This is a genomic window from Pseudomonas anuradhapurensis (genome assembly GCF_014269225.2).
GTDB lineage: Bacteria > Pseudomonadota > Gammaproteobacteria > Pseudomonadales > Pseudomonadaceae > Aquipseudomonas > Aquipseudomonas anuradhapurensis.
Genome location: NZ_CP077097.1, coordinates 4,586,584 through 4,598,786, shown reverse-complemented (window position 1 = coordinate 4,598,786; position 12,203 = coordinate 4,586,584). Strand labels below are relative to the sequence as shown.

At 62.2% G+C, this 12,203-nt stretch carries 10 protein-coding genes; 7 read left to right on the top strand and 3 right to left on the bottom strand.

The genetic code is table 11. The annotated features are described in order from the left end of the window. Positions 1-9: 9 nt before the first annotated feature. The 6 genes from infB (at position 10) to HU763_RS21035 (ending at position 7,372) form a co-directional block, all read left to right on the top strand. Entirely contained in the window at positions 10-2,550 is a 2,541-nt protein-coding gene (gene infB, locus HU763_RS21060) for a translation initiation factor IF-2 (protein WP_170032744.1), read from the top strand. Positions 2,551-2,666: 116 nt separating this feature from the next. Continuing rightward, entirely contained in the window at positions 2,667-3,065 is a 399-nt protein-coding gene (rbfA, locus tag HU763_RS21055) for a 30S ribosome-binding factor RbfA (RefSeq protein ID WP_170032742.1), read from the top strand. A gap of 3 nt (positions 3,066-3,068) precedes the next feature. Further along, positions 3,069-3,986, top strand: coding sequence for a tRNA pseudouridine(55) synthase TruB (gene truB, locus HU763_RS21050; protein ID WP_170032740.1), 918 nt, complete (start codon positions 3,069-3,071; stop codon positions 3,984-3,986). A gap of 147 nt (positions 3,987-4,133) precedes the next feature. Beyond that, positions 4,134-4,403: a 30S ribosomal protein S15 gene (gene rpsO / locus HU763_RS21045; protein ID WP_003249971.1), complete on the top strand. Its 270-nt coding sequence runs from the start codon at positions 4,134-4,136 to the stop codon at positions 4,401-4,403. 250 nt (positions 4,404-4,653) lie between these two features. Further along, on the top strand, positions 4,654-6,759 hold the full coding sequence (gene pnp / locus HU763_RS21040; RefSeq protein WP_170032738.1) for a polyribonucleotide nucleotidyltransferase: 2,106 nt from the start codon (positions 4,654-4,656) through the stop codon (positions 6,757-6,759). 262 nt (positions 6,760-7,021) lie between these two features. Beyond that, complete coding sequence (locus HU763_RS21035; protein WP_170032736.1) at positions 7,022-7,372, top strand: BON domain-containing protein; 351 nt, start codon at positions 7,022-7,024, stop codon at positions 7,370-7,372. A 70-nt stretch (positions 7,373-7,442) separates the two neighbouring features. Here HU763_RS21035 and HU763_RS21030 read toward each other — a convergent pair whose 3' ends face one another. Further along, a complete protein-coding gene (locus tag HU763_RS21030; protein WP_186686717.1) occupies positions 7,443-7,745 on the bottom strand; it encodes a heme-binding protein in 303 nt (100 codons plus the stop codon). Between the two features lie 60 nt (positions 7,746-7,805). Here HU763_RS21030 and HU763_RS21025 point away from each other — a divergent pair, with 60 nt between their 5' ends. Next, positions 7,806-8,222, top strand: coding sequence for a VOC family protein (locus HU763_RS21025; protein ID WP_170032732.1), 417 nt, complete (start codon positions 7,806-7,808; stop codon positions 8,220-8,222). 77 nt (positions 8,223-8,299) lie between these two features. Here HU763_RS21025 and HU763_RS21020 read toward each other — a convergent pair whose 3' ends face one another. Together HU763_RS21020 and HU763_RS21015 are read right to left on the bottom strand one after the other, a co-directional pair. Further along, positions 8,300-11,242: a DUF748 domain-containing protein gene (locus tag HU763_RS21020; protein WP_186686720.1), complete on the bottom strand. Its 2,943-nt coding sequence runs from the start codon at positions 11,240-11,242 to the stop codon at positions 8,300-8,302. Between the two features lie 78 nt (positions 11,243-11,320). After that, positions 11,321-12,190, bottom strand: a complete 870-nt coding sequence (locus tag HU763_RS21015; protein ID WP_170032728.1) for an oxygenase MpaB family protein — start codon at positions 12,188-12,190, stop codon at positions 11,321-11,323. Positions 12,191-12,203: the final 13 nt, after the last annotated feature.

The following is a 12,203-nucleotide window of genomic DNA, read 5'->3' as shown; positions in this document are numbered from 1 at the left end:
GAGAAGTGCATGACGCAAGTCACGGTGAAAGAACTGGCCCAAGAGGTCGAGGCACCGGTAGAGCGCCTGCTGCAGCAGATGCGTGAGGCAGGTCTGCCGCACACCGACGCCGGTCAGGTAGTGACCGACAATGAGAAGCAGACCCTGCTGACTCATTTGAAGAGCAGCCACAAGAGCAAGGCGGAAGAGCCGCGCAAGATTACCTTGCAGCGCAAAACCACCAGCACCCTGCGTGTCGCCGGTAGCAAGAGCATCAGCGTAGAAGTACGCAAGAAGAAAGTATTCGTGCAGCGCAGCCCGGAAGAAATCCAGGCTGAGCAGAAGCGTGAGCTGGAAGAGCGTCGCGCGGCCGAAAACGCCGCTCGCGAGAAGGTCGAGGCCGAAGTTCGCCAGCGCAACGAAGAGCAGGCTCGCCGTCAGGCTGCCGAAACCGCTGCTGCCGCACCTGCACCTGCTGCCAAGCCAGAGCCGGCACCTGCCGCTGCCCCGGCCCCGGTAGTTGCCGACGCCCCGGCCTCCGAAGACGCCGCAGCCCGTGCTGCCGAGCGCAAGAAGGACGAAGCCCGTCGTAACGAAGGTCGCACCCGTGACGAAGACCGTCGTGGTGGCGAGCGTCGTGGCGAGGCCCCGCGCGTGTCGATCAAGGTCAAGGTCAAGGAGAAGGAAAAGGCTCCGACGCCTCGTGCCGCGCCGCGCACCACCGATGAAGAGAGCGATGGCGTACGCCGTGGCCGCGGTGGCAAGAGCAAGCTGAAGAAACGCAACCAGCACGGCTTCCAGAACCCGACCGGTCCGGTCATTCGTGACGTGACCATCGGCGAGACCATCACCGTCTCGGAACTGGCCCAGCAGATGTCGGTCAAGGCCGCTGAAGTGGTCAAGTTCATGTTCAAGCTGGGTACCCCGGTCACCATCAACCAGGTGCTCGACCAGGAAACCGCTCAGCTGGTCGCCGAAGAACTGGGCCACAAGGTGACCCTGGTCAGCGATACCGCCCTGGAAGACTCCCTGGCCGAATCGCTGAAGTTCGAAGGCGAAGTCGAATCGCGTGCACCGGTCGTTACCGTCATGGGTCACGTTGACCACGGTAAGACCTCGCTGCTCGACTATATCCGTCGTGCCAAGGTTGCCGCAGGCGAAGCCGGTGGTATTACCCAGCACATCGGTGCCTACCACGTGGAAACCGACCGCGGCATGGTCACCTTCCTCGACACCCCGGGCCACGCTGCGTTCACCGCAATGCGTGCCCGTGGTGCCAAGGCCACCGACATCGTCATCCTGGTGGTGGCAGCGGACGACGGCGTGATGCCGCAAACGCGCGAAGCCGTTCAGCATGCCAAGGCAGCTGGCGTTCCGCTGGTGGTCGCGGTGAACAAGATCGACAAGCCGGGTGCCGACATCGATCGCATCCGCAACGAGCTGGCCGTCGAAGGCGTGACCTCCGAGGACTGGGGTGGTGACACGCCGTTCGTCAAGGTTTCGGCGAAGATGGGTACCGGCGTTGACGAACTGCTCGAAGCCGTCCTGCTGCAGGCCGAGATCCTCGAGCTGACCGCTACCCCGACCGCTCCAGGTCGTGGCGTGGTCGTCGAATCGCGCCTGGACAAGGGCCGTGGCCCGGTGGCGACCATCCTGGTTCAGGACGGTACCCTGCGTCAGGGCGACATGGTCCTGTGCGGCTCCAACTATGGCCGCGTGCGTGCCATGCTCGACGAGAACGGCAAGCCTGTGAAGGAAGCCGGCCCATCGATCCCGGTCGAGATTCTCGGCCTGGACGGTACCCCGGAAGCCGGTGACGAGCTGTCCGTGGTGGCCGACGAGAAGAAGGCCCGTGAAGTGGCCCTGTTCCGTCAAGGCAAGTACCGCGAGGTCAAGCTGGCCCGTGCTCACGCCGGCAAGCTGGAAAACATCTTCGAGACCATGGGTCAGGAAGAGAAGAAGACCCTCAACATCGTCCTCAAGACCGATGTGCGTGGTTCCCTGGAAGCACTGCAGGGCTCGCTGTCGGGCCTGGGCAACGACGAAGTTCAGGTACGCGTGATCGGTGGCGGCGTCGGTGGTATCACCGAAAGCGATGCCAACCTGGCGCTGGCTTCGAATGCAGTACTGTTCGGCTTCAACGTGCGTGCCGATGCCGGCGCGCGCAAGATCGTCGAGCAGGAAGGTCTGGATATGCGTTACTACAACGTGATCTACGACATCATCGAAGACGTCAAGAAGGCCCTGACCGGCATGCTCGGCAGCGATGTTCGCGAGAACATCCTGGGTGTCGCCGAAGTGCGTGACGTGTTCCGTTCGCCGAAGTTCGGCGCCATCGCTGGCTGTATGGTCATCGAGGGTACCGTGTACCGCAACCGTCCGATCCGCGTACTGCGCGAAGACGTTGTGATCTTCGAAGGCGAGCTGGAATCGCTGCGTCGCTTCAAGGATGACGCCTCCGAAGTCCGTTCGGGCATGGAGTGCGGTATTGGCGTGAAGAGCTACAACGACGTCAAGGTCGGCGACAAGATCGAAGTCTTCGAGAAAGTCCAGGTGGCTCGTACCCTGTAAGGGGCGAGCGTGGTGCGGGCCCCGCCCCAGGGCGGCTGGCAGCACCTCTGAAGGTAGCGCCCGGTCAGGCTTCAGCCTGACCGGGCGTTTGCCGCTTTAAGTTACAGGTAGCAAGAATGGCAAAAGAATATAGCCGTACCCAACGCATCGGCGACCAGATGCAGCGCGAGCTGTCGGAGCTGATCCGCCGTGAAGTCAAAGACCCACGCGTCGGCCTGGTGACCATCACGGCCGTCGACGTCAGCCGCGACCTTGGCCACGCCAAGGTGTTCATCACCGTGATGGGCGCGGACGGCAGCGACGCCGTACCGCAGACCCTCAAGGCCCTGACCAGCGCCGCAAGCTTCCTGCGCCTGCACCTGGGCCGGGTAATGCAACTGCGCAGCGTGCCGCAACTGCATTTCCACTTCGACGAAAGCGTCAGCCGTGGTGCCCACCTGTCGGCACTGATCGAGCGCGCGGTCGCCGAAGACCGTCAGCACAAGGATGCCGACCAGCCGGACACCGAGGAGTAAGCGGTGGCCCAGGTCAAACGTATCCGCCGCAACGTCAGCGGCATCATCCTGCTCGACAAGCCGCTGGGCTTCACTTCCAACGCTGCGCTGCAAAAGGTGCGCTGGCTGCTCAATGCGGAGAAGGCCGGCCACACCGGCAGCCTCGACCCGTTGGCCACCGGCGTGCTGCCGCTGTGCTTTGGCGAGGCGACCAAGTTTTCGCAGTACCTGCTCGATTCGGACAAGGGCTACGAAACGGTCATGCAGATGGGGCAGACGACCAACACCGGCGATGCCGAAGGTGAAGTGCTGCAGACCCGCGAAGTGACCGTTGGTCGTGCCGACATCGAGGCACTGCTGCCGCGTTTTCGCGGCCAGATCAGCCAGATACCGCCGATGTACTCGGCGCTCAAGCGTGACGGCCAGCCACTGTACAAGCTGGCACGTGCAGGAGAGGTAGTGGAGCGCGAGGCGCGTTCTGTTACTATTGGCCGCTTGGAGTTGCTCGAGTGCGAAGGCACCCGTGCACGGCTGAGCGTAGGATGCAGCAAAGGCACCTATATCCGCACCCTGGTGGAGGATATCGGCGAAGCCCTTGGCTGCGGCGCCTATGTCGCCGAGCTGCGCAGGACCCAGGCCGGGCCCTTCGTGTTGGCACAGACGGTCACCCTCGAGGAACTCGAACAGGCCCACGCCGAAGGTGGTAACGAAGCGCTCGACCGCTTCCTGATGCCTTCGGACAGCGGCCTGCAGGACTGGCCACTGGTGTGCCTGTCCGAGCACAGTGCCTTCTACTGGCTGCATGGCCAGGCGGTACGCGCGCCGGACGCACCCCAATTTGGCATGGTCCGGGTACAGGATCACAATGCACGCTTCATCGGTATCGGTGAAGTGAGCGAAGACGGGCGCATTGCGCCGCGTCGGCTGATTCGGTCGGAATGACCGAAACCGTAGGGCCAGGCAACCGCCAAACCCCACGGCAACAAGGGTGGCTGTCAGTAGGCACGGTCACACCTTTTTTATTAATACAGGGATTTGTCCCTGGCCTATTGGACCCCGCGTGCGGGATCCGTTATCAGGAGAAGCCACATGGCCCTCAGCGTTGAAGAAAAAGCTCAGATCGTTGCCGAATACCAGCAAGCCGCCGGCGATACCGGTAGCCCGGAAGTGCAGGTTGCTCTGCTGACCGCCAACATCAACAAGCTGCAAGGCCACTTCAAGGCCAACGACAAAGACCACCACTCCCGTCGTGGTCTGATCCGTATGGTCAACCAGCGTCGTAAGCTGCTGGATTACCTGAAGGGCAAAGACACCACTCGTTACAGCGCCCTGATCGGTCGCCTGGGTCTGCGTCGCTAATAGCGGCCTGACCAGTGGTGTGCATGGCGTGTCGCAGGCTTCGGCAGGGCTGTTTTGCAGTGCTGCCGTTGGACACGCCACGCGTATCTCCGAGGTTGGCAGCCTGGCAATGCTGAGCGGATCTTCCGTTTGGTGCCAGGCTCCCAGCCTCGTGTTGTATCTGGACGGTCAATGGGGCCGATTCCCCGTTCTGCCCAAGAATTCGCAAGAAACCAGTTCCCCCAGAGCCACTGAAAAAAGGTAGGAAACCGTGAACCCGGTAATCAAGAAATTCCAGTTCGGTCAATCGACCGTTACTCTCGAAACGGGCCGTATTGCCCGTCAGGCAACCGGCGCCGTGCTGGTTACCGTCGACAACGACGTCACCGTGCTGGTGACCGTGGTCGGTGCCAAACAGGCCGATCCAGGCAAGGGCTTCTTCCCACTGTCGGTCCACTACCAGGAAAAGACCTACGCCGCCGGCAAGATCCCGGGTGGCTTCTTCAAGCGTGAAGGCCGTCCTTCCGAGAAAGAGACGCTGACCTCGCGCCTGATCGACCGTCCGATCCGCCCGCTGTTCCCAGAAGGCTTCATGAACGAAGTGCAGGTCGTCTGCACCGTGGTTTCCACCAGCAAGAAGACCGACCCGGACATCGCCGCGATGATCGGTACCTCGGCTGCCCTGGCCATTTCCGGCATTCCGTTCGAAGGCCCGATCGGCGCCGCCCGCGTTGCCTTCCACGAAAGCACCGGCTACCTGCTGAACCCGACCTACGAGCAGCTGGCTGCCTCGAGCCTGGACATGGTCGTTGCCGGTACCGAGTCGGCTGTACTGATGGTTGAATCGGAAGCCAAGGAGCTGACCGAAGACCAGATGCTGGGCGCCGTGCTGTTCGCCCACGACGAATTCCAGGCCGTGATCCAGGCCGTCAAGGAACTGGCTGCCGAAGCCGGCAAGCCAACCTGGGACTGGCAGCCAGCCCCGGCCAACACCGAGCTGATGAACCTGGTGCGTGCCGAGTTCGGCGAAGCCGTTTCGCAGGCCTACACCATCACCCAGAAGGCCGACCGCTACAACCGCCTGGGCCAGCTGCGCGACGAGGCCGTTGCCCGTCTGAGCAACGAAGAGACCGGCCCGTCCGCCGGTGCCATCAAAGAGATCTTCGGCGAGCTGGAATACCGCACCGTCCGCGAGAACATCGTCAACGGCAAGCCGCGTATCGACGGCCGTGACACTCGCACCGTGCGCCCGCTGAACATCGAAGTCGGCGTTCTGCCGAAAACCCACGGTTCGGCACTGTTCACCCGTGGCGAGACCCAGGCCCTGGTCGTCGCGACCCTGGGTACTGCCCGTGACGCCCAGCTGCTGGACACTCTGGAAGGCGAGAAGAAGGACGCCTTCATGCTGCACTACAACTTCCCACCGTTCTCGGTAGGTGAGTGCGGCCGCATGGGCGGCGCTGGCCGTCGTGAAATCGGCCACGGTCGCCTGGCCCGTCGTGGCGTGCAGGCCATGCTGCCGAGCGACAGCGAGTTCCCGTACACCATCCGCGTGGTTTCGGAAATCACCGAATCCAACGGTTCCAGCTCCATGGCTTCGGTGTGTGGTGCTTCCCTGGCCCTGATGGACGCCGGCGTGCCGATGAAGGCGCCGGTTGCCGGTATCGCCATGGGCCTGGTCAAGGAAGGTGACAAGTTCGCCGTCCTGACCGACATCCTGGGTGACGAAGACCACCTGGGCGACATGGACTTCAAGGTAGCCGGTACCGCCAAAGGCGTCACCGCGCTGCAGATGGACATCAAGATCAACGGCATCACCGAAGAGATCATGGAAATCGCCCTGGGCCAGGCCCTGGAAGCGCGCCTGAACATCCTCGGCCAGATGAACCAGATCATTGCCCAGTCGCGCAGCGAGCTGTCGGCCAACGCCCCGACCATGATCGCGATGAAGATCGACACCGACAAGATTCGTGACGTCATCGGCAAGGGCGGCGCCACCATCCGCGCCATCTGCGAAGAGACCAAGGCTTCGATCGATATCGAAGACGACGGCTCGATCAAGATCTTCGGCGAAACCAAGGAAGCGGCAGATGCTGCCAAGCAGCGCATCCTGGGCATCACCGCCGAGGCCGAGATCGGCAAGATCTACGTCGGCAAGGTCGAGCGCATCGTCGACTTCGGCGCCTTCGTCAACATCCTGCCGGGCAAGGACGGCCTGGTGCACATCTCCATGCTGAGCGATGCTCGCGTCGAGAAAGTCACCGACGTGCTCAAGGAAGGCCAGGAAGTCGAAGTACTGGTACTGGACGTGGATAACCGCGGCCGTATCAAGCTGTCGATCAAGGACGTTGCCGCGGCCAAGGCCTCGGGCGTCTAAGCGACTGCCAAGCAATGGAAAAGGGCCCTTCGGGGCCCTTTTTTCATGGCCGCAAGGGAACCTTTTGCGGACTTGCATCTTGCATGCAGGTTTACCGTGCAGATTGCAAAATGCACGACCCCGGGCGCTTTCTGATGTTTGTAACTCATTGATTTATAAGGGAACAAGCGAAACGGTAAAGCTGGCATAGCGCATGCAACTACTCTTGTACCTGTCGCCAGGACATACGGCGCAGACCTTTCGAAAAACAGGAGTGACCCACATGAAGAAGTTCGCCATTGCTGCCGCTACTGCTACCGCTCTGACCCTGACCATGGCTAACGCGGCATTCGCCCAGCAATCCACCCAAGCCCCGATGACGCTGGCGGCCGGTGAGGTGACCAAAACCAAGGAAGCGGCCTCCGATACCTGGATCACCACCAAGGTGAAAGCTGACCTGATGACCGAGAAAGGTGTGCCTGGAAGCGATATCAAGGTCGAAACCAACAAAGGCGTCGTGTCGCTGTCCTCTGACACGCCGGTGACCTCTGCACAGAAAGAGATGGCGATTTCCATCGCCAAGAAAATCAAAGGCGTACAGGCTGTTTCGGCTGATGGTCTGAAAGCCGAATAAGGAATGTCCCGTCGGCCAAAGGGATTTGGCCACCTCTTCCGGAAGGGGCCGCTGTGCGGCCCCTTTTCAATTACAGCATCGGGTTGCGTGACAGCACATCGCTTTCGAAGCATTCCTGCTCGATGATCAATGGCTCCACCAACGGGCGGCTATCGCGAAAATGCGCCGTGCGGGTATGCGCTTCATAGGCAGCGTCGTCACGGTAGATCTCGTACAGGTAGATCACCTCCGGGTCGACCCGGTCCTGTGCCACATCGAAGACCAGACAACCGGGCTCGGTAGCAACGGAAGCCTCGGCATTGGCTTTGATCGCGGCCAGGAAGTCCTCCACGAAACCGCGTTTCACGCGGGTCTTGATGAACAGGCTATACACAAGGCGTTCCTTTTGTTTTAAATTCGTTTTCGAATTGTATACAAAAAAGGAGCCCTGCCAATGTCCGAATTGCCTGCCCGTCCTGGTCGCTTGAACGGCCTGCGCCACATTGCCTTGCTGGTACCCAACCTGGAGGAGTGCGAGCGCTTCTACGTCGATGTGCTGGGCATGGAAGTGCTGAATCGCGCCAACGAGGACCTGGTGTACCTGACCTGTGGTAACGACAACCTGTCGCTGGGGCGTGGGGCAGGGGCGGCCAATGGCTTGCAGACCCTCGACCACTATGGGTTCATCGTCGACAGCGTGGAGGAGCTGGAGGCTTGGTACCAGTACTTCAAGGCGCGTGGCGTGACCTTGCTCGACAAGCCGTTCAACCACGGTGACGGCGCGCGCAGCTTCCACCTGTTGGACCCGGCCGGGAACAAGGTGCAGCCGCTGTATCACCCGGCGGTGTCAGGGCAGCGGTTGGTCCAATAGGTTATTACGCGGGCATTGTAGGAGCGGCCTTGCGTCGCGAAAGGGCCACTCCTACAGATCCGCGGCCAGGCTGCTATCTACTCAGCATCCAGGTGCATCGGCGTTACCACCCGCCCATCGCTCTCAGGTTGCCCCAGGTTGGTATCGATGAAATACACCCGGTCATCTTCCAGCTGGCCTTTGTCGACCAGGTAATCCTTGATGCTGCTGGCCCGTTCCTGGCCCAGCGTGCGTAGCAGCGCAGTGCTCTCGGCCCACGACTTGATCACGGCCTCGCGCAACTTGGCAGTGCGCTCTTCGCGGCCCAGTTGCTCCCATTCGGCAGGTGGTTGCTGCTTCAGGCGGTTGCGGTAGATACCTTCGAGCATCGCCGGTTTGTCACTCTCATCGACCACCAGCATGGACGCATTGGCCGGCACCTTGTCACCCCGGCGTTGCAGGATCTTGTACCAGGTAGCCTGGTATTCGCGTTCCAGCCGTTGCTGGGCGATCAGCGGGCCGTCGCTGGCCTGGGCGCTGGTGCCTTCGATTTCCAGGCGCAGCTCCGGGCGTTCCTTCAGCGCCGAAGCCAGCTTGTCCAGCGAGGCCTGGGCGTCCTGGCCTAGCTCGCTGGAACCCGGGGCGAAGGCCACGCTGCCCAGGTCCTCAGAGCCACCGCCGCTCACCAGCCCGCCAATGAACTTGAATGGCGCCTGTGCTGCGCGCAGCACCAGGTTGCGCAGGGTCTGCCAGACGATCGGCATTATGCTGAACTGCGGGTTGTTGAGGTCGCCGGACACCGGCAGCTCGATCGAGATCTTGCCCTCGGTATCCTTCAGCAGCGCCACCGCCAGACGGATCGGCAGGTCCACTGCATCCGGGCTGTCGACCTTCTCGCCCAACTGCAGCTGTTCTACCACCACCTTGTTCTCGGCCTTGAGCTGGCCATTGGTGATCAGGTAGTGCAAGTCGAGGTTGAGCCGGCCCTTGCGGATGCGGAAACCGGCGAACTTGCCAGAATACGGCGTCAGGGTGGTCAGCTCGACGCGCCTGAAACTGGTGGCGATGTCCAGGCTGGCCAGCGGGTTGAACGGGTTGAGTGCGCCTTTGATGGTGACCGGTGCGTAGCGATCGACCTTACCCTTCACATCGACCTTGGCCGGTACCGGCTTGCGGTTGTCGATGGTGCCGATCCGGCCGTTGAGCTGCTGGATGGCGGTGGCGAAGTTGGGTGTGAGGGACAGGTCGGCGAAGTTGGCCGAACCGTCGTTGATGTCGATCTGGCCGATGTGGATGCCCAACGGCTTGTCGCCGCTGGCAGTGGCCGGCTTGGCCGAGGCCGGTGCTGAACTCGGGGCGCCGGCTGGCTGCGGGATCAGCAAGTCGTTGATGTTGGTGGTGCGGTCTTCGTTGATGATGAAGCGCGCATAGGGCTGCAGCAGGGTGACCTTGTCGATCGACAGCGCGTCGCCATGGACATAGGACAGACCGTCGACATTCACCTGCTGCCATTTGACGAAATCGCGGCTCTTGATGGTATCGAGGGTATGCAGCTGGCTCACCTGTGCCTTGCCGGTGACGCTGAAGGTCAGCGGTGCGGTGTTCTTCAGGTCGACATTGAGGTCGCTGGAAAGCATGCCGCTGCGCAGTTCCAGCAGGATGAACGGGCTGATATAGGCCTGGGCCACGCGCAGGTCGATGTCGCGGGTGCTGACGTCCAGCTTGGCCCAGATCGGCGCCAGGTTGACCTGGCCGGTTGCCTGCAGCTTGCCTTGTCTTCCCACGCCAGTGTCGAGCTTGAGGCTGAAGGGTGACTGGTTGAGGCTGTCGAAACCTTGCAGGTCGGCGTTTAGCGGGCCCACGTCGAGAGCCACCGGCTCCTTTTGTGTACGATCTGCCAGGTGCACCAAGTAGTTACGCAGCTGTACGTCCTTGAGCAGTACCTGCCAGGGCTTGCTCGGCTCTTTCGCCGCCTGCTCCTTTGGGGTGGGCTCGGCGGCGGCCGGTTCGGTCTTTTCCTTCGGCGTGGCCTTGGCCGGCTGGCTGGCGAACAGCTTCTGCCAGTCGAGCTGGCCGTCTTTTTCCAGCGCGGCCCAGGTCTCGAGTTTTTCGCTGCGGATCTTGCCCACGGTGACCAGCTGCTTGACCAGGTCGACTGAGGTTTCGCTCACCTCCAGGCTGGCAAGGCGGGCCAGCGGGCGGCCATCCGGAGCCTTGATGGCGAACGGTGCGATACGTAGCGACGCGTTGTCCAGCAGCAGTTCGGTCTGCTTGGCGAGGTTGAGCTTGTAATGGGTATCGAGGCTGACCACACCCTCTTCCAGTACCAGTGGCACGGCATCGCGTACATAGGGCCAGAACGCCTTCATCTTGCCTTCGGTGATTTTCAGCGTGCCCTCGGAGGCGATCGGCGCCAGGCTCAGTGTGCCTTTCCAGTCGATGCGCCCGCCATTGGGGCCATTCGCCACCAGGGTCATGTCGGCATTGTCGTTGGGCAAGGTGCTGAGGTTTTTCAGCTCCAGGTTCATGTTGTCGTAGAGGAATTCGATCGGCTCGCTCGGGCGCAGGTCTTCGAAGTGCAGGTAGCCTTCGCTGAGCTTGATGCTGGCGATGCGCAGCGGGAACGGGTCGCTGGGCGGCTCGTCGGGCTTGGCCTGGCTGGCGGGTAGCTTGAACAGGCGAGTCAGGTTGAGCGTACCGTCCTTGGCGAACAGCACTTCGTTGCGTGGCTTGACCAGTTCCACTGCTTCCAGATGCAGTGCGCCGCTCCACAGGCTGTCGAGCGAGAGGTTGGCATACAGCCGGTCGAAGCCGACCTGCTCCTTGCCAGGCTCGCCGATCTGCAGGCCCCAGACAGTCAGTTCGAGGCTGAAGGGGTTGAGCTCGATTCGTTCGAGGTGGGCAGGCACGGTCGCGTACTGAGCCAACTGCTGGTTGGCGATGCGCAGCGCGACACCGGGAAGGACGAGAAAGCCAAGAAGGCTGTAGAGGGCTACCAGGGCCAGCAGTGCGCCTGCGGCGCGAGTCAATCCTTTGTACATGTGTCGCTTCGTCTGTCTAAGCAGGAGAGCTTGGAGTATGGCACGTTAAATCAGTTCCGCTGAGGCGACCATTTGTCCTTATTCGATGCCCATGCGCCGTTTCGCCCGCTGCGCCGAGCCGTTACGCATTGCCCAGCGCAGCAGCGGCGCGGTGCGTCGCAGGCCTAGGCGGATCATGCGCCGCTGCAGCGGGCCGTGCTGCAGGCCGAGCATGGCCTGGGCCCAAGCAGGTAGCAGGTCGAGGCCAGCGTGCAGCATCAGCTTGCCCACCGGCTGTGCCAGGCGGCTGGGGGCGGGGGCGTCGAGCAGGATATCGAGCACCTGGAGGCTGCGGGCATCGCAAAGCAACTGCGGGCGCATACGCAGCAGGTAATCCTCGACCTGCTGGCGCGAGCGCGGCACGTTGCGCGCACCCAGGCGCTCGGCAATCAGCGCGATCTCAGCGTAATAGGCGTCCTGTTCGGCATCTGCAAGGTGCGGGTTGCAGTAACGCAGGTGGGCACTCAGGAAGCTGCTGACTTCGGCCACATGCACCCAGGTCAGCAAGTCCGGGTCGCTGGCCGCATAAGGGCGGCCGTCCGGCGCGGTACCGGTTACCTGCAGGTGGATGGTGCGGACCTTGTCGATCAGCCATTCGGCATCGCCGGTGGCGCCGAAGGTGGTGCCGGAAATGAACTGGCTGGTACGGCGCAGGCGCCCTAGCAGGTCTTCACGGAAATTGGAGTGGTCCCACACCCCGGCCAGGGCCAGCGGGTGCAGGAGCTGCAGCATGAGGGCGCTGATGCCACCGACCAGCATGCTCGGGAAGTCGCCATGTACCCGCCAGCTGATGCTGTGCGGGCCGAACAGGCCAGGGTCGCCCTTGGGGGATTCCAGGTCGAGCTGGCCGAGGGCCAGCCCGGTAAGGCTCATGACCTGGGTTTCGATGCGGCGGCGAAGGGCTTCCATGGCGACCTGCGAG

Coding starts and splice junctions, on each gene's coding strand:
- HU763_RS21035 (WP_170032736.1), top strand. CDS start 7,022: ATGAAGAAGTTCGCCATTGCTGCCGCTACTGCTACCGCTCTGACCCTG.
- rbfA (WP_170032742.1), top strand. CDS start 2,667: ATGGCAAAAGAATATAGCCGTACCCAACGCATCGGCGACCAGATGCAG.
- infB (WP_170032744.1), top strand. CDS start 10: ATGACGCAAGTCACGGTGAAAGAACTGGCCCAAGAGGTCGAGGCACCG.
- HU763_RS21015 (WP_170032728.1), bottom strand. CDS start 12,190: ATGGAAGCCCTTCGCCGCCGCATCGAAACCCAGGTCATGAGCCTTACC.
- HU763_RS21025 (WP_170032732.1), top strand. CDS start 7,806: ATGTCCGAATTGCCTGCCCGTCCTGGTCGCTTGAACGGCCTGCGCCAC.
- rpsO (WP_003249971.1), top strand. CDS start 4,134: ATGGCCCTCAGCGTTGAAGAAAAAGCTCAGATCGTTGCCGAATACCAG.
- HU763_RS21020 (WP_186686720.1), bottom strand. CDS start 11,242: ATGTACAAAGGATTGACTCGCGCCGCAGGCGCACTGCTGGCCCTGGTA.